The 19,083-nt window shown below is 62.8% G+C and carries 26 protein-coding genes and 1 tRNA gene; 15 read left to right on the forward strand and 12 right to left on the reverse strand.

Annotated elements, in window-relative coordinates; genetic code table 11:
• Positions 1-4 precede the first annotated feature (4 nt).
• From V5F77_RS20545 to V5F77_RS20580, 8 genes are all read left to right on the forward strand, one after another.
• Positions 5-1,327, forward strand: coding sequence for a hypothetical protein (locus V5F77_RS20545; protein WP_429007209.1), 1,323 nt, complete (start codon positions 5-7; stop codon positions 1,325-1,327).
• Between the two features lie 9 nt (positions 1,328-1,336).
• Positions 1,337-2,668, forward strand: a complete 1,332-nt coding sequence (locus tag V5F77_RS20550; protein ID WP_429007210.1) for a tail fiber domain-containing protein — start codon at positions 1,337-1,339, stop codon at positions 2,666-2,668.
• 55 nt (positions 2,669-2,723) lie between these two features.
• Positions 2,724-3,131 carry a phage tail fiber protein gene (locus V5F77_RS20555; RefSeq protein ID WP_449317024.1) on the forward strand — a complete coding sequence of 136 codons (408 nt, stop codon included), beginning with the start codon at positions 2,724-2,726 and terminating at the stop codon, positions 3,129-3,131.
• 4 nt (positions 3,132-3,135) lie between these two features.
• A complete protein-coding gene (locus V5F77_RS20560) occupies positions 3,136-3,480 on the forward strand; it encodes a hypothetical protein (protein WP_429007212.1) in 345 nt (114 codons plus the stop codon).
• Positions 3,481-3,827: 347 nt separating this feature from the next.
• Positions 3,828-4,517 carry a hypothetical protein gene (locus tag V5F77_RS20565; protein ID WP_429007213.1) on the forward strand — a complete coding sequence of 230 codons (690 nt, stop codon included), beginning with the start codon at positions 3,828-3,830 and terminating at the stop codon, positions 4,515-4,517.
• A complete protein-coding gene (locus V5F77_RS20570) occupies positions 4,517-4,738 on the forward strand; it encodes a hypothetical protein (protein WP_429007214.1) in 222 nt (73 codons plus the stop codon). Before V5F77_RS20565 ends, V5F77_RS20570 begins: the two co-directional genes overlap by 1 nt.
• A 70-nt stretch (positions 4,739-4,808) precedes the next feature.
• Complete coding sequence (locus V5F77_RS20575; protein ID WP_429007215.1) at positions 4,809-6,044, forward strand: peptidoglycan-binding protein; 1,236 nt, start codon at positions 4,809-4,811, stop codon at positions 6,042-6,044.
• Positions 6,041-6,274 carry a hypothetical protein gene (locus V5F77_RS20580; protein ID WP_429007216.1) on the forward strand — a complete coding sequence of 78 codons (234 nt, stop codon included), beginning with the start codon at positions 6,041-6,043 and terminating at the stop codon, positions 6,272-6,274. The genes V5F77_RS20575 and V5F77_RS20580 overlap by 4 nt, the downstream gene beginning before the upstream one ends.
• 41 nt (positions 6,275-6,315) lie before the next feature.
• Here the strand turns inward: V5F77_RS20580 and V5F77_RS20585 are convergent, their stop codons facing one another.
• Positions 6,316-6,552, reverse strand: coding sequence for a hypothetical protein (locus V5F77_RS20585; protein WP_429007217.1), 237 nt, complete (start codon positions 6,550-6,552; stop codon positions 6,316-6,318).
• On the opposite strand from V5F77_RS20585, the gene V5F77_RS20590 reads away from it, so the two are divergent.
• The 4 genes from V5F77_RS20590 (at position 6,542) to V5F77_RS20605 (ending at position 9,035) form a co-directional block, all read left to right on the forward strand.
• Positions 6,542-6,823 (forward strand): hypothetical protein, encoded by a 282-nt coding sequence (locus tag V5F77_RS20590; RefSeq protein WP_429007218.1) that lies wholly within the window; start codon positions 6,542-6,544, stop codon positions 6,821-6,823. The genes V5F77_RS20585 and V5F77_RS20590 overlap by 11 nt on opposite strands.
• Complete coding sequence (locus V5F77_RS20595; protein WP_429007219.1) at positions 6,823-7,284, forward strand: hypothetical protein; 462 nt, start codon at positions 6,823-6,825, stop codon at positions 7,282-7,284. The genes V5F77_RS20590 and V5F77_RS20595 overlap by 1 nt, the downstream gene beginning before the upstream one ends.
• On the forward strand, positions 7,268-7,642 hold the full coding sequence (locus V5F77_RS20600; protein ID WP_429007220.1) for a hypothetical protein: 375 nt from the start codon (positions 7,268-7,270) through the stop codon (positions 7,640-7,642). Before V5F77_RS20595 ends, V5F77_RS20600 begins: the two co-directional genes overlap by 17 nt.
• A 544-nt stretch (positions 7,643-8,186) precedes the next feature.
• On the forward strand, positions 8,187-9,035 hold the full coding sequence (locus V5F77_RS20605) for a DNA adenine methylase (RefSeq protein WP_429007221.1): 849 nt from the start codon (positions 8,187-8,189) through the stop codon (positions 9,033-9,035).
• Positions 9,036-9,394: 359 nt separating this feature from the next.
• On the opposite strand, the gene V5F77_RS20610 is transcribed toward V5F77_RS20605, so the two are convergent.
• The 3 genes from V5F77_RS20610 to V5F77_RS20620 all read right to left on the reverse strand — a co-directional run bounded on the left by V5F77_RS20610 (position 9,395) and on the right by V5F77_RS20620 (position 11,375).
• On the reverse strand, positions 9,395-9,895 hold the full coding sequence (locus tag V5F77_RS20610) for a DUF192 domain-containing protein (protein ID WP_429007222.1): 501 nt from the start codon (positions 9,893-9,895) through the stop codon (positions 9,395-9,397).
• A gap of 9 nt (positions 9,896-9,904) precedes the next feature.
• The gene (locus V5F77_RS20615; protein WP_429007236.1) at positions 9,905-10,483 is read right to left on the reverse strand and encodes a cold-shock protein; all 579 of its coding nucleotides are present in this window, start codon (positions 10,481-10,483) and stop codon (positions 9,905-9,907) included.
• Between the two features lie 130 nt (positions 10,484-10,613).
• Complete coding sequence (locus V5F77_RS20620; protein ID WP_429007223.1) at positions 10,614-11,375, reverse strand: SIR2 family NAD-dependent protein deacylase; 762 nt, start codon at positions 11,373-11,375, stop codon at positions 10,614-10,616.
• A 51-nt stretch (positions 11,376-11,426) separates the two neighbouring features.
• Here V5F77_RS20620 and V5F77_RS20625 point away from each other — a divergent pair, with 51 nt between their 5' ends.
• From V5F77_RS20625 to V5F77_RS20635, 3 genes are all read left to right on the forward strand, one after another.
• A complete protein-coding gene (locus V5F77_RS20625; protein WP_429007224.1) occupies positions 11,427-11,849 on the forward strand; it encodes a VOC family protein in 423 nt (140 codons plus the stop codon).
• A 144-nt stretch (positions 11,850-11,993) separates the two neighbouring features.
• Positions 11,994-12,068, forward strand: a tRNA-Glu gene (locus V5F77_RS20630).
• A 24-nt stretch (positions 12,069-12,092) separates the two neighbouring features.
• Positions 12,093-13,010, forward strand: a complete 918-nt coding sequence (locus tag V5F77_RS20635; protein WP_429007225.1) for a hypothetical protein — start codon at positions 12,093-12,095, stop codon at positions 13,008-13,010.
• Between the two features lie 107 nt (positions 13,011-13,117).
• Here the strand turns inward: V5F77_RS20635 and V5F77_RS20640 are convergent, their stop codons facing one another.
• From V5F77_RS20640 to V5F77_RS20675, 8 genes are all read right to left on the reverse strand, one after another.
• Complete coding sequence (locus tag V5F77_RS20640; protein WP_429007226.1) at positions 13,118-13,720, reverse strand: recombinase family protein; 603 nt, start codon at positions 13,718-13,720, stop codon at positions 13,118-13,120.
• Between the two features lie 235 nt (positions 13,721-13,955).
• Entirely contained in the window at positions 13,956-14,645 is a 690-nt protein-coding gene (locus tag V5F77_RS20645; protein WP_429007227.1) for a hypothetical protein, read from the reverse strand.
• Complete coding sequence (locus V5F77_RS20650) at positions 14,642-15,439, reverse strand: hypothetical protein (RefSeq protein ID WP_429007228.1); 798 nt, start codon at positions 15,437-15,439, stop codon at positions 14,642-14,644. The genes V5F77_RS20645 and V5F77_RS20650 overlap by 4 nt, the downstream gene beginning before the upstream one ends.
• Positions 15,440-15,517: 78 nt before the next feature.
• Positions 15,518-16,270 (reverse strand): hypothetical protein, encoded by a 753-nt coding sequence (locus tag V5F77_RS20655; protein ID WP_429007229.1) that lies wholly within the window; start codon positions 16,268-16,270, stop codon positions 15,518-15,520.
• A gap of 302 nt (positions 16,271-16,572) precedes the next feature.
• A complete protein-coding gene (locus tag V5F77_RS20660; protein WP_429007230.1) occupies positions 16,573-16,821 on the reverse strand; it encodes a hypothetical protein in 249 nt (82 codons plus the stop codon).
• 2 nt (positions 16,822-16,823) lie between these two features.
• Entirely contained in the window at positions 16,824-17,114 is a 291-nt protein-coding gene (locus V5F77_RS20665) for a hypothetical protein (protein WP_429007231.1), read from the reverse strand.
• On the reverse strand, positions 17,111-17,557 hold the full coding sequence (locus V5F77_RS20670) for a hypothetical protein (RefSeq protein ID WP_429007232.1): 447 nt from the start codon (positions 17,555-17,557) through the stop codon (positions 17,111-17,113). Before V5F77_RS20670 ends, V5F77_RS20665 begins: the two co-directional genes overlap by 4 nt.
• Positions 17,558-17,726: 169 nt before the next feature.
• Positions 17,727-18,668, reverse strand: a complete 942-nt coding sequence (locus V5F77_RS20675) for a hypothetical protein (protein WP_429007233.1) — start codon at positions 18,666-18,668, stop codon at positions 17,727-17,729.
• Between the last annotated feature and the right edge of the window lie 415 nt (positions 18,669-19,083).

Genomic DNA, 19,083 nt, shown 5'->3' on the forward strand with positions numbered 1-19,083 from the left:
CGCCATGGCAAACCGTCTACTACTAGGCGAATACTACGGGCGCAAGCGCCTGCGTTTCTCAAAACCAGGGTTCGACGTGCTCGATCCGGCGTTGACCGATGACCAGCTCGTCTTCGACTCGGCCTGGAGCGAAATTCTCAAGCCGCATCAAATCTCGTGGGATAGCGGCGGGCTGTCTAGCTTCCAGCAGACTTACGTCAACACCGGGACAAACCTGTTTCGCAACTGCTGCCGCATCAATTTCCCGGCGCTCCCGTTCGTGCCGCTCGCTATAGCTTGGGTCGTTGATTACAGCATTGACGGATACGCAAAAAGGTATACGCCCGTAGCGGCCTGCCCGACCAACAGCTATATTGACGTGACAAACGCGGGATGGTGGGGAACTGCTGGAACGGCGCCGCTGAAATCTTTTGCCTACATCATATTTGACAAGCCGGTAGATCAATACGATTCGCGAGAGGCGGACAACGGAGGCACAAACTCGTTTCTCCTTGGCAACCACCCTACGCGCGGGCCGGGGCTCTATGTGTCGCGCAACGGGGCGGACGTTCTGACGTGCGGGGACGATGACCTTACGCTCTCGACCAATAAGCCTTCGATGCAGGTTATCGAGGCCGGAAGCTTTTACGGTACGGCGGTTTATGATAGTATTAGCAAACAATACATCATGAGTGGGACGTTCAACACTGCCGAGAACCATCCCGATCACCCGCCGATCCTGTTTCGGCCGACCGCAGATGCTTTCGGCCTACCGCGCAACATGCAGCTTTCGACCACAAATTTTGGGTGGGTGAACGATAATACAATCAAATATCAGTTCTTTGGCGGCGCGTTTTCGCAGGATATGCATTATAGCATCTTGGGGTATGATCCTGGTTATCCGGGCGGTTCAAGCGCTACGTCCACGCCTCGTGTTTTGTTGGATACCGCGCGCGGCCTTCGCATCAGCAAAAAAGACGTGGACGTCAGCTTCGCGACAGACGATCAACTATTGATGCGCACCGATGGTGGGTGCCTGCACATTAAGACCAGGAAATATTTTGCCGGCGCCTATGTCGGATATTCCGGCAATGCATCCACGGATACCAACATCGCGGCGCCCCCGATCCTGATCGTGGCCTGCTACAACCCTGAAATATCGCAGTGGTTTGTCTACCCAACGGGTGCAGACCTTAATGCCCTGCGCACAGACTTTCGCCCTGTAATCGGATCGGCCTCCCCAACATTGGGAGCTATTCGGCCGCTCACGTCGAACCAACTCTATTACCAGTTTGCGAACTACTCGCAGGCCCGCGCGTTCAACGTTGCGATCATCGAGCATTCCTGAGGATCATCCATGTCATACGATGGATTTTACAACGTAGGCACGGTTTCCGTCGCCTCCGGCGGCACCGCTGTGACCGGGGTTGGTACCGCGTGGACCATCGGCTCCAAGCCTGTCGTGGCCGGGGATTCTCTCTCTGTCGGCGGCATGAGCCTCCCCATTGCTGCCGTGGTGGACGATACCCATCTGACCCTGGCCTATCCTGCCCCTGCAGCGGCCACCACTGCAGCTTATGCGATCCTGCTCAACAGCGAGAGCCGGACGACGGCGGGCGCTGTGGCTGCGCGACTGAGGGACTATTTGGCGGCGGCGGCGCGGATCGAGAACGGCAGCACAATCCAGCGATGCGCTGGCGTCCTCGTCAACACGCCGCCCGGCTCTCCTGCCACAGATGATCTCTATGTGGTCGGTACGTCGCCGACAGGGGCATGGACAGGGCTCGCAAACCAGATCCTCAAGTGGACGGGGAGCGCATGGTATTTGTGGGCTCCCGAGGACGGAAATGCTGCCATGGACCTCGCGACGTCCGTGATTTACGTCTGGTCTGACACAACCGGCTCATGGTCCGCGTGGCCTTATTCGGCCGGGGCGCTGCGCTATGATACGGCGCAATCCCTCAGCTCCGGGCAAAAAACGCAGGTCACCACCAATGCCGGCGCGGTGCCGCTGTCCGGCGACAGCACGATCGCGGGCAATATCACGATTGCCCAGGCGAGCGGCGTCTATCCCGACACAGTGCGGCTCGGTGGAGTTGATGCGGTCTCACGGATCTCACTCGGCACCGCTGATGATTATCAGCTTGTCATCACCTACGATCGAGGCTCCGCCACTGGCTCGATCTCCACAGCGACGAGCGGCGCGATCACGTTCACGGCCGCGCAGCCCAGGTTGAGCAGTGGCGTGCTTATCGGCCCGGCCGATCTCCTGATCTATCAGAGCGCGACCGGCACATTGGGTATCCGGTCTGGTACCTCCGGAGCGGAGAGGTTCTTCAATTTTGACGCGTCTGGCAACGGGAATGCACTGTCCGGCTCATGGATTAGCGCCTCGGACGAGCGGCTGAAAGACTTGATCGAGCCGCTGTCTGGCGCTCTTGCGAAAATTGTCGCGCTATCCGGCAAGTCATTCCTGCGTCACGGGCGGGAAGCGCGCGAGATTGGTCTGATCGCACAGGAAGTGCAGGCGGTATACCCGGAAGCAGTTTATACCGTGTTGGGTCAAGACGGTAACGAATACCTCGGCGTTGACTATGGTGCCTTGGTCGGGCCGCTCGTCGAGGTGATAAAAACACTGGAGTCGCGCATTTCTGCCGCCGAAGGCCAAATAGCCACCCTGGTGGGCTGACGCACTCTCGATAGCCCTCTCCTTTACCCCATTCCGCCGCCTCAGGGCGGCTTTTTTGTGCCTGGAAGGATACCTCATATCCGCCTCGAACTACCTCGAAAACAAGCTGTTGGACCATTCCCTCGGAACGGCCTCCTTCACGATGCCGGCTGCAGTCTACCTCGGCCTGTTCACGGCGGATCCTGGTGAGGCCGGGCCCGGCACTGAGGTGGCTGGGCTGGGCTATGCCCGCCAGCAGGCGCAGTTCTCGGCAGCTTCGAGCGGGGCTACCTCGAACACAAGCCTCATCACCTTTCCACAGGCAACGGGCGGGGCGTGGGGGACGATCACGCATTGGGCGCTTTTCGATGCATCCACCGCCGGCAACATGCTGATCTCCGGAGCCTTCGTATCGTCCCGCGTCATCGCCGATACCGATCAACTGCTGATCAATGCCGGCGACATCGACATCACGCTGGACTGATCGCATGGCCATCACCTTCCGGCCCGGCGACGAGGTCGTGCAGCCATTCCTCCTTGTTGTTGACGACACCATCGTCAACATCTCGGATGGGACTGTCTCTGCACAGGTGGTCGCGCGCGGCATAAACATCGACCTCACAGTGGGCGCGGGCATCGTGATCGAACAGCCAGCGCCCGCTCCCGCGTCCGATGGGGCGGGGCAGGTTGCCCATGGGCTGGTCGTGCTTGATGAGGCCCTGACGGGAACCCTGCCCATCGGCAACCTCACGCGCCTCCATATTTATTACGTCAACTCGGCAGGCGTCCGCATGTCGGCGGAATGCATCGACCTTATAGGTGTCTCATGTTGACAGGGCCACGCATCATCGCAGGGCGGCGGCCGCTCGAAATCGTTCGGCTGATCGGCGTTTCCGCTCTGCAGGGACCGAGCTGCGCGGCGGGGATCTCCGCTCTTGCGCTTGATGTGGAGTGCGAGGCCCGGCGTGTCCGCCGTGCAGCCGGGGTGGCAGAGATTGCGGCATCTGCGGCGGGCGAGGCCCGGCGTGTCCGCCGTGCAGAGGGCATCTCCCCCCTCGTGTTATCTGCCTCTGCGGGTGGGCGCAGGGTACGCCGGGCCGGCGGGGCATCTGCGTTGTCGATGGGCGGGGCGGCTTCTGCAGTGTCTCTTGATACAAGCGCCGCGGCTCTGATTGCGAGGATGACGGTGCGGCCCGATGTGGCGCGCGTGTCTTTTATCAACGACATTATTCGAGCGCTCAAAACGGCCGGGCTATGGACCAAATTTGACGTGCTCTATTTCACGGCGGCACACGATGCCCAGGCCGCGCGGCTGAATTGGATCAGTAGCTCCAACATCTTGGCGCCGGTCAACTCGCCGACCTTCACCCCGGATCGGGGATACACGGGCGGCGGGACGTCTTATCTCGACACTGGCGCTAACCCGAGCACGCAATTTACGAGGGCCACGCTGAACTCGTCCTGCTATGGCGCGTGGGCTACGAGCGATCTTGCTGACTCTGGGTTTGCGCTGGGCGATGCCAACGGCGCCTCCATGCTGGTGCAGCCCCGAAGTGCCGGGAACGCAATGAGTGTGCGGGTTAACGACGACTCTGGCCTTGCCGTAGGGTCAGCGACCTCGCTCGGGATGACAGTAGGCAATCGGTCTGGGTCCGCTGCTCGGCAGATATACCGCAATGGTGTGTCCGTTGGGTCGGACGTGCGGCCTTCCGTTGCTATGCCAACGACGCTCTATCTCCTGCGGCGGCAGTCGATCTATTGGCCCGGTCGGATTGGGATGGCGTTCGCCGGCGCTTCACTCAACGCGACAGAGCAAGCCGCCCTGTACGGCATCGCGAACACCTACATGACTGGCGTGGGAGCAGCCTGATGCAATTTATCGTGCTTACCGCAGCGCAGAGCGACGCGGTGTACGGCACAGGCGCGGATGGGGCGCGCCTGGAGCCAGTGTGCCTGGCGGGCGGTGCGCCGTGGGTTTTGCCCGTTACCGTGCTCGCTGATCCGGCTCATGCTGGCACGCACCAGATGCTCTCGGCATTGCCGATACGGGAGGTCGCCCCCGACGAATGGCCACCATCTGACCTGGCCTGACGCCCCTTCGTCGTCCGTCTAACCAGCCGCCCGTTGAGGCGGCTTTTTCATTTCCACCTGGAGAAATCCTATGCCGCCGACCTTCAACGCCCTGAAGGGCGAATACGCACGCCTATGGGATGCGATGGACCTTGAACCTAAGAAGGTCGCGGCCATCGACAAGGTGGCCCGGCGTATCATCGCTAATCGAGCGCGTTATGTCGCGATCGAGGACGTGACCGGCGTGCCGTGGGCATTCATCGGCGTCCTCCACAACCGCGAAAGCTCTGGGTCTTTCTCGACCCACCTCCACAACGGCGATCCGCTCGGCGCCAGGACCACGCATGTCCCCAAGGGCCGGCCGAAAGCGCCTCCCGCCAATGGCAAGCGCTACACCTGGGAGGAAAGCGCCATCGATGCCGTGCGCTACGACGGCCTGGACAAAGTCACCGACTGGTGCGTCGAGCGCTGTCTGTTCCAGGGCGAGGGCTACAACGGCTGGGGCTATCGCAACAATGGTGTGCCCTCCGCCTATCTCTGGAGCTTCAGCGATATCTATCAGGGCGGCAAGTACATCGCGGATCGCGTGTGGAGCGCGACCGCGATGGATGCGCAGATGGGCATCGCTCCGCTGATGCAGCGGCTGATGGTGCTCGATCCGTCCATCAGCTTCGGCTCGACCTCCGCCGCTCCGCAGTTTGTGATAGGCGGGGTGCTCGCCGAAAGGATCGTGCCTTCTGCGCCCGCGCCCAAGGTGCTCGGGCCCGGCGACCTCGACAAGGCGCAGGTCGAGACACTGCAGGCAACCCTGCGCGACAAAGGCATCCCGCAGGTTGGCATGATCGATGGGGCGTGGGGCACGAACACCACGGCGGCCATCCGCACATTCCAACAGCGGGCGGGACTTCCAGCGACCGGCGAACTGGATGTGGTGACGGCGGCGGCGCTCGCCACCACGCCGAAGCTGGCGGTGGCCGGCCCGCGGGCGGATGTGACGGCGGCGGATCTGCGGGCAGCCGGCTCCACCGAGGCACGGGCGAACTGGCGCAACAAGGCCGCGGCTATGATCATCGGCGCGCCGGCGGCGGCGGGAGCGGTGATCAACGGCGCCGCCAGCCACCTGGGCGATGCTGCGGGCTATGTGCAACACGCCAAGGATCTGGCGGGGGATGTGCCCTCGTGGATCTGGCTCATGGCGATCGCCGGTATCGCCGCCGCCATCTGGTGGAACAGCCAGCGCGCAACCGTCGCCAAGGTCGACTCCGTGCGCTCCGGGCAGGATGCCGGGCCGGCCGCCCTGGCGCAGGTGATCGGTGGCGGCAAATGACGATCAGCATCTCTCTCGGATGGTGGCTCCTGCCGGCCATCATCACCGTTGCGTCATATGCGTCGGCGCTCGTCCTCAGCGCGCGCTCAGCAAGCCGGACACCCCGCGGCGGGAATTACAATTTCGGATCTATGTGGGACGCGATGCTCGCGGTCGTCCTGCTTCTGATCGCTACTGTCATATCCATGGCCGCATGGCTCGCATGGGTGCTTATCGGGGGCGCGGCATGATCGCCGCCGCACTCGCTTGGGCCGCGACGCTGCCATGGCTCCTACCGGCGCTTGCCGCCGGCGCCGGCGTCATCGTCACCATCGTCTTTGGTGGTGACTGGTGGCTGGCCACGATCTGCGCCGCCGGCCTTGCCGGCTTCGTCCTCATCTGGCGGCTGTTCGGCCTCAAGCCTGCGGTGGCGTGGCTGCTGGCGGTTGCTGCCGTCCTCATTGATCAGCGGGCGGCCGAGCGCGGCGCGGCCTCCCAAGCACAAAAGGAGAAAGCCGATGCCGATCATCGAGCCGTCGCGCGCGAGCGCGTTCAAGAGGACGTTGCGTCTTTGCATGATGCTGAGCTGCGTCGGCGTGCTCGCCGCTGGGTGCCAGACTGACGGCAAGGGCACGGCGCCGGCGGCCGAGTGCCGGGGCAGGACGCCGATCCTGCTCACCCGCGACCAGGTCGCAGCCATGCCGGCCGCCCAGCTTGCGCCGATCACCGCACACAATGAGCAGTTGGAGGCGGAATGCGGCATCAGGCCGCCGAATCCGAGCGGGCAGGGGAAGGGCTGATGCTGATCCTTCACATCCGCCACCACTTCCGCGCCCGCGCCACCGAGTGGATGCTTTCGGGCGTCATGCTGCTGTGGGGCGCGCTCCTGCTGCGGCCAGGCCAAGCGTTCTCCCAGCCGGCCTACAGCGAGCTGGCCCGGATCGCGTCAGAGGAATGGTGGGGCTGGATATGCCTCATCACCGGCGCGGTCCGGCTGGTGGCGCTGATCATCAACGGCGCCATGCGTCCGTCACCGCACCTGCGGGCGGGGCTGGCCTTCCTATCCTCCTATTTCTGGTTCGAGCTTTCGCTCGGCTTCCTGCTGGCCGGCGGGTACGGCACGGCGCTCGCCGTCTACCCGCTGGCCTTCGTGTTCGATCTGTTTAATGCGGCCATGGCTGCCGGAGACGCGGGTGCAAGCGACCGGGCCGTCATCATGGCAAAAAAGAAGGTGGAGACCAGCCATGGCGGGGGGAGTTGAAGGTGTGCCGCCGGGTTACGAAGGAATCGCCACAGCCCTGAGCATCATTGGTGCCGCGCTAATCGTAGCATGGCGGTATGCCAAAGCATTTATGGGGTCGCCGCCACCGACCTCATCGACTGAAATGCAAGTGGTAGGCGGGGCGCTCGCCGACCGCGGCGCCATGGACCGCCTGGCACAGAGCATCGACCAGCAGACCGAGGGAATCGAGCGCGTTGGCGATCTGCTTGATCGGTTGATCGAGCAGCAGGATCGCCACCACGCCGCCAAGAACCTCGACACCCTGCATAGGCGGCTCGACGATATGGACGATCTAAAGCGCGCGTTGGATGACCTGCGCCGACGAATGCCCTCTTAACGGTCCCGTGCCGGCGGTTCCGGCCCTCCCCACTGGCCCCGTCTCCATTCACCGGGAGGCGGGGCCTTTTTTGTCGTTCAGGGCGTCGTGCCAGGCCCAATAGGCGCGCTCGGCCGCCAGTGCGGCATCCCTTGGCGTCGCCTCCCGACCGCTTCCCAGATTGGTGCCGGCGCCGGCCGCCGCCCATATCCAACGCGGGGCGTCAGCTGGGCCGGAACCGCTGTCGTAGATCCGGCAATATGGTTTGAGCCCACATGGCCCACCGGGCCACGTCGCAGGCGCGGCGCTGTAATCGTGTGGTGACCCCTTGCCGCAAGGCCATGTACGCCGCCACGGCAGGCATAGTTCCGGCGTTTTCTCTGTCATTCTGATGCGGCAATCTCTCCCCATCGCGCGCCGGTGGGGCCTCAAGGCGCGACAACGCCTCTCCGCTGCGGGATTTCCATGGCAGGATCATCCCCGCTCAGCCTCAGGTTCCATGAAAGCTGCCCACCGTGCGCACCGGTGCGCCCGTGGAGGCTAGCGTGTTCATGGAATGTTCTCAATGTCTCACGATTTGTTGCGGAATGTTACTCCGGTTCGCCCGGCTGCGCCTTACATCGGTGGAAAGCGTCAGCTGGCCTCTCTTCTGACCGTTATGATTGATGCGGTGCCTCACCGCACCTATGCTGAACCCTTCGTTGGCATGGGCGGAGTGTTCCTGCGCCGCCGGCGCGCTCCGCCCTGCGAGGTGATCAACGATATCTCCGGAGACGTAGCGACCTTCTTCCGCATCCTTCAACGCCACTATCAGGCGTTCATGGACATGCTCAAGTGGCGGCTGACCAGCCGCGAGGAATTTGCTCGCCTTCTCGCCACACCCCCTGACACCCTGACCGATCTTGAGCGCGCCGCCCGATTTCTCTATCTGCAGCGCGCCGCATTTGGGGGGAAGGTAGAGGGTCGCTCGTTCGGGGTCTCCAACGGACTACCAGGGCGTTTCGACGTGGTGCGCCTCGGGAGCATCTTAGATGAACTCCATCAGCGCCTCTCGGGCGTCATCATAGAGCGTCTGCCCTATACCGACTTCATCGCCCGCTACGACGGACCCGAGGTGCTGTTCTATTTGGACCCACCCTATTTCGGCTCGGAGGGCGATTATGGCGCAGGGGCCTTCGCACGGAGTGAGTTCGCTCGGTTGGCCACGCATCTTGCGGCAATCAAGGGCCGCTTTATTCTGTCGATCAACGATGTGCCAGAGACCCGGGCATTGTTCTCGGCCTTCGAGTGCCAAGAGGTGGACCTAGTCTATACAATCTCGGACGGGCAACCGAAGGCGGTACGGGAACTCATTTTCACGTCTCCGGGTCTGCCAACTCCGGCGGACCGGGCGCCACGGCTCTTCGACGATTGATGCGGACGCTTCTGTGCTCAAAAAAGGTGCACTCGACGCGGACAGATCCCCGCAATCCACAGGCCTCAACGACCTGCGACAAGAACTCCCGGAAAATTCCCGAAAATGAGGATCTTAGAGTTGGAAAAGCACTATCTTATCATACACTTAAGTAAAATCCGGCGCCATGCTCCCAAAGCAGATGCGCTACCGGGCTGCGCTATGCTCCGACGGGCGAAGCGCCTGACCCTTCCTTAGTTTTTTAACGTGCAACCCGCAAGAGGTCGGCGGAATTTACAGCGGTGCGGGTGAGAGTGAGGGCGCATCTTTGTCGATGTTCTCAACGACGAGCGGTCGTTAGGCTTCACACGCCCTTGGGTCTACTTGCCGTCAAAGAGGCCGGTCGAAAGCCGATCGCCAGGGGCGATTCCGAGTCGTTTCGCGCCGCCGCCCGCGATCTCAACCACTACTTTCACCGGCTCGCCGGAAGAGATAGTCCGCGTTGAGAAAGGCGTGGTCATCTCCTCGATCCGGGCGATCGTTCCGTCGGCGCGCACGAACAGCATGTCGAGGGGAATGTAAGTGTTCTTCATCCACATATAAACCGGCTCGACCTTTCCGAAGTCGAACAGCATTCCCTGCCGTTCCGGCAATTCCTTGCGATACATGAGGCCGGTCATGCGTTGCTCATCGGTGCGGGCAACTTCCACCTCCAGCACCACGACGCCGGTGCGGGTGGCGATTTCCAGTGCCTCCAGCGGCGCATCCGCCGCCCGCGCGGGTAAGGCGCCGATGCTGCCCGTCAACGCGAGGAGAAGTGTGGCGCAAGCCAGCATAATGCGCCCGGGAGAGACGACTCCCGCCCAAAACGACCGCTGCATGAAAGATCCTCAGTGCTTCTCGGGAAGACCGTCCTCGACCTTGACGTCGGTGGCCATCAGCCCCTTCGGACCGTCACCATAGCGGACCTGGACATCCTGTCCCGGTCGCAATTCCGTGAGGCCGCGTCGGCGCAGAGTTTCCATGTGGACGAAGATGTCCGGCTTGTCCTCGCCCTGGGTCAGGAAGCCGAACCCACGCAAGCGGTTGAACCATTTGACGGTTGCGGCTTCGAAGCTGCCGCTCGGTTCGATGGTGGCGCGGGCACGCGTGGCGGGGAGGGAAGGGGGAATGGCGGTGGAGAGATCGAGCGAGACCACACGGAAGGCCTGCAATCCCTTGGCGCGTTCTACGGCCTCGCAGACAATACGCGCGCCCTCCATGGCGGTCAGAAAACCGCCGCGCCGCAGGCAGGTGACGTGGATCAGAATGTCGGAGCCGCCGCCGTCAGGGACGATGAAGCCGTAGCCCTTGGTCACGTCGAACCATTTGATCGCGCCTGCGACCTCGATGAGGCGCACAGGGGACTCCGCCAGATCCTCTGACGGGGCGATGGAATCCGGCCCAAGCCCTTGTCCGTAGGAGCCCATGTCCACCCCGACCGTTACGCGTGTACAGGCCATCGATTCAATTTCAGGATAGCAAGACATGGTCGCCTCGCACACCCCTTCCAGAACGCGGGTCCATGATTTCGCGCCGTAAAAATAGGCAAGCATGCCTTTAGGTGAACGGCGCGAGCACGTCGCCGATTTCCGCGCGTACAATGAGATCCGCGAGATCGTCGAGTTCGGTCGGCTCGCGGTTGAGGATGACCAGGCGGGCCCCGTTCTCCTTGGCACGCAGCGGGAAGGCGGCGGCGGGATAGACCACCAGGGAGGAGCCGATGACGATGAACAGGTCGCTCTCGCGGGTGAGCGCGCCGGCCCGCAGCATCTCAGTCTGAGGCATGGACTGGCCGAAGGAAATGGTCGCGCTCTTAACCGGCCCGCCGCAGGCCGGGCAATCGGGCGCCAATTCGCCGTGGGCGTGGAATTGGCCGCGCACCCAATCCAGATCATAGCGTGCCTCGCAGTCGAGGCAGGTGGCGTAGGTGCCGTTGCCGTGCAATTCCACCAGCGCATCGTTCGGAACGCCGGACGCCTGATGCAGGCCGTCGATATTTTGAGTAATGATTCCGGCAAGTTGGCCCTCGCGTATCAATCGCGCCAGAGCGATGTGGCCGCGCCCCGGCTCGGCGCTGGAAAAGGCGCGGTCCATGGCGAATTTCCGCCGCCACGCCTCGGTTCTGGCGGCGCGGTGGGCGAGGAAAATCTCGAACGGAATCGGCTTGTTCTGTGTCCAAAGCCCTCCGGGGGAACGAAAATCCGGGATCCCGGATTCGGTGGAGAGGCCCGCTCCGGTGAAGGCGACGGCATGGCGGGCTTGGGCGAGAAATTCCGCCAGCCGGGCCTGTGCGGTCTTGAGATCGGCTTCCAAATTCATACGTTGCGCCTGCCGGTTGCCGGCACTCCTGCGTTCAGACAAGGACCAGCCATGCGCTTCCTTCACACGATGGTCCGGGTGACCGACCTCGACCAGTCCCTGGATTTCTATTGCAATAAGCTGGGCTTACATGAGGTGCGCCGCAAGGAGGTGCCGCAGGGACGCTACACGCTGATCTTCCTCGCCCCTCCGGGACAAGAGAATATCGCCGAGATCGAACTGACCTACAATTGGGACAAGGAGCCCTATGGGGAAGGGCGCAATTTCGGCCATCTCGCCTTCGAAGTCGATGATATCTATGGACTTTGCGAGCGGCTGCAAGCGGGCGGGGTGACCATCAACCGGCCGCCGCGCGACGGCTACATGGCCTTTGTGCGCTCGCCCGACAATGTCTCGGTGGAATTGCTGCAGAAGGGCGGCCCCAAGCCGCCGCAGGAGCCCTGGGCCTCCATGCCGAACACCGGAAAGTGGTGATTTCGGCCTCACAAAACCTTTATTAAACAACGGCTTGTCTGAGAAGATGGCCGGCTTTGCCGGCTTCATCCACAGGCGGAAGTGTTTCGGCGGGTACAGGTCTTGCCCGCCGCAACGCCTGCCCCTATAAGGGCCACGCGCTGTGCGCCCTTCGTCTATCGGTTAGGACGCCACCCTTTCACGGTGGAGAGAGGGGTTCGACTCCCCTAGGGCGCGCCATAGCACCTCTGTGTCAAAAAATCCTTGAGTTTCAAGGGCTTGGCATTGCGGTTTTTTGAGCTGGTACACCAGCCGGTACACCAAAAAGTACACCAGCCTAGCCTGGGCTTTGGTAGGGCCAAACATAAGCCCTTTGCCGCCTTACCCACTCAAGATAGCGTCGACTCAAGCGAATCGGTTTTTGGCCCCGGTGCACATATGCAGTATGAGCTTATTTCCGATGAGGATTACGACACCTTGCCGGAGGATCCGGAAAAGAAGTTTGTCGCTATAGAGCAAATATGCCGGCGCAACTTGTACCAGCTGATTTCGAACGAAACACCAATCAACTTCGACAATATGCTGCGCTTGCAATATATGACAACAATATCGGCTTCAGCCGAAGAGCTTGGAATCAAAGGCATAACCTTTAACCGCCACACCAATGACATTGCAGGTAATTTTGAAAACTTTTCGTTGGATGTAAGTGGTGTCATCGCGCGCATTCGCCTGAGATCTAGCGGAACATCAGATCCAAACTCCGTACGCCTTAGTGCCAGGACACGGGCTCTTATCGGGCGAGAGGTTGAGCGGCTCCGGGAAATCATCGAGAAAGCGGAGATTCCCGATGCGAAACGTAAGGCGCTACTGAAAAAGCTCGAAGAATTGTCCGAGGAGATCCACAAAAACCGCATGGCGTTTGGAAAAGCGCTTGCGATTGTGGCTTATGTCGCAGCTGGCTGCGCCACTGGGACAAGCTTTCTGGCCGATGCACCCGGTGCCATTGCAACGATCACGAAGCTGATAGGCACCGACAAGGCAGCGGAAGAGGCAGAGGCAGATAGGCTTCGTGGTCCAGCGCCTCAACGCGCCCTGCCCGCACCGAAGAACGAGGGAGCGTCAGTCAGCACGCCTAAGGCTCAACGCCCCCCCGGCAATCTGGATGACGAAATTCCATTCTAAAAAGAATCACGAATAGGCATAGTCGGCAGCCTAAAAAACACTGATCCGCGCGGGCTGGCGAAAAAACAGATACCCGAAGCCTGACACAGAAAATCCCCGCGCCCCGCTTACCCCGTCGGCCCATCCACCCGCTGCACCGCCGACACGCCAATCCCGAGCGTCTTGGCTACCTTCACGATGCCCATGCCCTGCGCCCGAAGCGCCCGGATGCGGGCCTCCATATCGGTGCCGATGGTCGGGCGGCCCAGTTTGCGGCCCTCTGCCCTTGCACGGGCAAGACCGGCCTTCACCCGCTCCTGGATCATGGCCCGCTCGAACTCGGCAAACACGCCCATCATCTGGAACATGGCGCGGCCGGAGGGCGTGGTGGTGTCCATGGCCTGCTGGTGCAGATAGAGGTCGGCGCCACGGGCGTGAAGGTCGGACAGGAACGCCACAAGGTCCGGCATGGAACGGCCGAGGCGATCCACGGACCATGCGGCCACCATATCCACCTCGCGCCGGGTGATCGCCTTCAGCAGGGCATCGTATCCAGGGCGTTGCTGCCGCCCCTTGGCACCGGAGATGCCGGCATCCTCGAACGTGGCCACGACGTTCCATCCCGCCTTGTCCGCCACGGCCTGTAGCTCGCGGCGCTGGTTCTCGGTGGTCTGATCGTGGGTGGAGACGCGGAAATAGAAGGCGACGCGCCGATGGGCCTTTGCGGGCATGGGTGGGTTCCGGAATGTCAGTGAGGTACATACCGAATACAACTGTTTACGGTATGGCGTCAACGGCCTTCGCAGGGCGTTGGAAATGCTGGGGCCGAAGCGGAGGTTTTCGGAGGGGCTTTCGGTATGGGCTGGCCACGGACCCGCAACGCCTCTCCAATGACCCGCCCGTGGCTCCAGGGTCTTGGAGTTGGGAAGGGTACAGGGTAAGGCACCGGAGGCCTCACGGAGGGCGTCAGGACTCCGCTGGATTGGGTGCGGGATCGGGTCTGACGGTCACCTTGAGCACCTCCGCCAGCCTCTCCTTCGGCCCCTTGCCCCATGCTTTGCGCTTGGTCTTGGTCCGCCCGTCGCGGGTCTGGTACGTCGCCTTTCCATCGCTGGGCAGGGCGGGCCGAAGCCCCGTGGCGCGGTAGTGCGTCCCCCGAGGGATGACCGCCATGTTCTCCCGCCGGAGGTTGAAGCGATCCCCATCGCGGAAGACGACCACCTCATGATCGGCTGCATTGCAGATGAGCTTGGCCACGGAGCGACAACCGGCACCCACGGCAACGCCATGGCGTGCGGCATAGAGCGTGTCGTAGCCGAGGGTCTTCAGGCCGTGCCAGTCCCCCGCGTCCATCACCACGGGGTGGGAGGCGATGACCGTCCCCTTGCCGTTGGTGCGGATGGCCGTGAGGTGGATGGGCGCCGCGTCCGCGAGGGCGGGAGCATCAGGCCGGGGTGGAGGCGCATGGCCTGTCCTATCGGCTTGGAAGGGGCCACGGGGGAGTCGCTGCGCGTTCTTATCTATCGAGGGCGGTTCGCAAATTTTCGCCAAATCTGCGGCGGGTCGAGGAAGCGGCAACGGAAATGGTGGGCTCTCCTCCACCTGCGACCAATCCTCGCCTCCGAAATCCAGCCAAGAACCGATGCCGCGCGTCATGCAGCCCCCGGAGCATCATCGGGCTCCCGAGGCGCATTGCCCTTCAGCCTCACCACGGGCTCTTGCGAGAGCGGCAGGGCGGACATGGGGCGCGTGTGGAAGCGTCCGTCAGGCCGCTTGAAGTTCCCCATGGCGAGCACCTTGCGACCGTGGGGCTTGGCGGACCAGTTTCGCCCTTCCACAAGGTGAAGATCGGCAGAGGCAATGACCGCTTCGTATCCCATGGTCAGGGGAACAACGGCGGTGTCACCTTCCACGAGGATTGGGCGGACGGTGCGGCGACGGATTCGGGATGCGCGGCGTTCGGCCAGCGCTTCGAGAGCCTGACGGCCCGCAGGGGAAACGACGGTGCAGGATGGACCACCCCGGCCATCAAATAGGAAGGGGGCCTCGCGGCGGGAGAGCGAGCGCTTGTCGGAGGTGGCAACCTTCGCCATCTCGAACCAGGTTGCTCCGGTGAGGCCAAGGGCGGAACGCAGGTCGTTGGCGAGAGACCAGGGGGCACCGTCTATCAGCACGCTCCGAACGGGCTTGCCGTTGATCTGGAAAGGCTCGCCTTGCTTGCAGGCGACCAGCAAGGACGCCGCTTTCCCCGGTCTGCCCTTCGGCTTGTTCCGCGCGGCTCGGGCGGCTTCGGCAGCGGCGTCTCGGTCGAGATACCATCCCACGGTGATCGTCTTGCCACGGGAGCGTGTCGAAGCCCGCCAAGCGCCTCGGGAGGAATCCCACGAGGTTCCGCTGTAGTCCTTGGCGGGGCGGTGGATGTCATCATCTGCGACCAGGATGCCGTTCATGGGCCTTTCGGGGTTGGCGGGTGGTGGGGATTGGCATGGCGCCTGCCTTGGAAGGCGTGACGCGCATCGGAGACTTCTCTAGACGGCCTCAGCCCTCTTCGCCTTGTGCCGCCTTACGGTGGAGACCGACACCCCGACCATATCGGCTGTGTCCTTCGCGGGGACGCTGGGGAAGTGGTCGAGGACGAAAGCGATTTCCATGGCGATGCATGTGTTCCCGTGACGACTGACACGGAACATCTCCAGGGCGTGCCACGCTTCCTCGGTGGTCGCCTCGTTGCTCACCGGGAACAGCGTCGGGCGAAGGTGGTCATACCAAGGAGAAGGAGGACGAGGGGGAGCCGGTGGCATGGGCTTGGTTGCGTGACGAGCAAGAGCCTCCTGCATCGCCCTGTCGAAGTCGAAGGGGACGCCATCGACCACACAGGGGTGCCCGTCAGGGTACGTGTCGTGGATGATGTCCTCTGCGGGGTCATAGTCAGGGTCAACCCCCCGAAACGGGCTGGGTAGTGTTTTCCCAGACACGCTTGAACTATTTTTATTCGACTGATCTTGCGTGGTGGTCGATTTCAGTTTGACGGGTCCCAGTGCTTTATAAGAGGTTGCACCAGAAGCGGCCATCGAACGCTTGCGGATGACTGAAGAAGCACGCTCTACTGTGCTCAAGGAAAGATCCAACAGAACGGCAATCTCCTTCTGTGTCAGTTCGGGATGCGTCCTCTTCAGGAATGCGACCTTATCGCCCGTGGAGCCACGGGGAAGGGCACGACGCATGCTGTCATTGGCCCGACCAATCCGACCGTCCCTGTCCCTTCGGTACCAGCGCTTCACGGACGCCAGACACTCCGACCATCGGGACCGGGCATATTCCACGCCCTCGGGGGAGAGGAGGTCGAAGGGATAGCCCTCCGCATTGCGGAGCCGACGACCAAGACCAGCCTTTTCGTGGTGTCGCTGGAGACGGACACGGCCATTCTCCACCCAGCACAAGCCAGTGAGGCATAGCGCTTCCATCCCGTGACGACGGGAAACGCCCATCCGCTGAAGGAACACGGGAAGGGAGACGTAAGGCGCCGGTTCACGGGAGACCCCATTCCCGGTGGGGTGGGTCGTCTGTGTCGTGTACGACAAACTCATTCGTCGCTCACGCCTTCCGGGAAGTTCGTCAGTGCCTTCGCACCGTGGTAGGTGCGGGCGAGGCTGTCGTAAGCCTTGGCTGCCGAGACCGGATCGGGATGGTAGCCGCCGAACATCCGAAGCCCGTCCACGGTGATATGGGTCGCCCATTGGCGATAGAGCGTGTCAAAGCTCACACCGCGCAGCCGTTGGGGACCGTTGCCGTCCTGAAGGTCAACGCGGGACATGTCCCGAAGCGAGGGCATGGTCAGATACCCTCCCCAAACATGCCCTCAGCGGCGCCTTGTGATGCCAGATGCCTGCCCATCGCCGCAGTCTTCGCGGCCTTGGAGCGCTCCATATCGGCGAGATAGGCGTCTCGCGCCGCGCGGCCGGCCTCCGTGGCGAGGTCGAAGATGGGCTTTGGCCGGGCGCCATCGGGTCGCAGCGTGGTCGGACTGATCTCATAGAGGCCAGCGGAGACCATGGATGCGGGTGTGTGGCTGCGGTTGATGGTGCCGTAGGAGCCGGGGATGTCGTGCATGTCGGTCTCGCTCACGCGGCGAGCCCCAAGGATGCCATGCGCTCGGCAGCGGCGGCTTCGGCCTCTTCCTCAGCTTCACGCATCAAGGGGGCGATCTCCTCGGCATGCTGATGCAGAAGCTCAACCCGAAGGTCATGGAACGTGCCAACCATTTCGAGGAGTTCGGTGCGGGCTTCCAGGGTGCCGATGGTGGCGCTTGTGGCGGGCTTCCAGGGGGTGGCGTCACTGAGGACCACATACACCCCTTCGGAAGCGATCCGCAGGAGCGTGGGAACGCTCGGGTCAGCGGCGCGAAGGGCCTCGGTGACGCTCAGCAGTGCCCCTTCCACGCGCGATACGCAGCCGGCAAGGGAAGCCGTGACGTGTTCCATGGAGCCGTTGGGGTGGTGGATCGTGTAGGCGAGGGCGGCCACACCGGGCCGGGTGGCGGCACGGGTGACGACGTGAATGGTCTGCATCGGGAAGGAGGACCTTTCGAAGTTCGATTCTGTGCAGGGGCACGGGAAAGCCGGCGGGAGCCGGGGGAGGAAAACCCCGCATGACCGCGTGCCCTGTCCCCATGGCGGCGGGGACAGGGGTGCGGGTCCTTGGGAAGGACGGGGGAGCGCTTAGGGGCGCTTGTGCAGTTTAGGCGGCGGCGACGGCGCCCGACGCGATTTCGATGGCGCAGTCGGGGCGCAGCACGTCATGGCCGCAGGCATACTTGGCCACGAAGAACGTACCCTGCCGGCGGATTTCGTATTCGGACTCCACGCCCAGATCGAGGAGCTGGACGGTGCCCGCCGCCATCTTGTTGAAGATGAGACCCACCGTGGTGCGGAAGTCGCCCTGGTACTTGGAGGGGCCGGTCGTCACATTGGTGGACGGGACGTGGTTGGACTTGACGATGGGCAGGCCTGCGATGGTCTCCACGATGCCGGATGCCACGGCACCCTTGGCGCCGAGGGTCGTGTCCACGAGGCGATCACGCTGGGCCAGCAGGTAATACTGGGCCGGACGGAACACCGCGTATCGGTCGGACTGGCCGACGTTCTTCTCGTCCAGCGTCTGGGTGGCGGTGAACAGGCCCGCTTCAAGCTTCGCCGCGTCCGTGGCCATGGCGGCATCGGCGATGCGGGAACCGCCGGGACGGCCGGTCAGAGAGGACGTGGCACGAGCCGCGAGGGCGAGCACACAGGCAAGGTGGGTATCGTACTGATAGGCCAGCTCCTGCCCCAACTCGGCCGAATAGACGCTGCGCACGTCGTAGTGGTTCATCGCCTCGTCGATGTTGGCGATAAAGGTGTTGGACTGGAGAAGCTCGTCAACGGCAATCACCTTCTCCGCATGGTCGATGGCGGTGCCGTCGATCCAATGGCCGGGGGTGTGATAGGCGGACGTGGCGCGGCCCACGAGGGGGAATTGCGCCGTCTTGCCGTGGGCGATCTGGCGCACATAGGTGAGCGCCTTGAACACGTTGACGCGCTCGAACTCGGTGAGCACCTCGCCCCCGAAAATCTTGAGGAAGAGCGCGTCGGCGGCTCCCGCGCCATTGATCTGGCCAAGGCGGGAGACAGTGGTATCTGTCATGAAATGTCTGGTTCTTGTGATGTTGGAGAGGATGGCGACGGCTCGCGCATCGTTCCGGTAGTTCTGTCGGGCCGTGTCGGGGCTCCCCCTCAAGGGAGACCGGGACGAAGGCTTTCGAGAGCCGGGCAGGGTGCGGATGGGTCGGCCGTTCCCGAACACCAAGTCGGCGGTAGTTCTCGGCTATCCCCACCTCGGCGGGGAAAACGAGAGCCGCGAACGGCGTTACGGCTACCGCCTAGAAAGGCGTGTAGCGGCGTTGAGGCATCACAAGAGGGATGAGGGTTGGCGTGTGCAGGGATCGGACCTGCAACACGTCACCGAGGCGGCTAGGCCGCGTCTTCGTGCAGGCCGTCCAACAGCAGGGCGACCACCTTCCGAAGGGGCTCCTTGGTGTTGGGGCCGATGAGGCCCGTAG

The organism is Roseixanthobacter psychrophilus, from assembly GCF_043195195.1.
GTDB lineage: Bacteria > Pseudomonadota > Alphaproteobacteria > Rhizobiales > Xanthobacteraceae > NCEH01.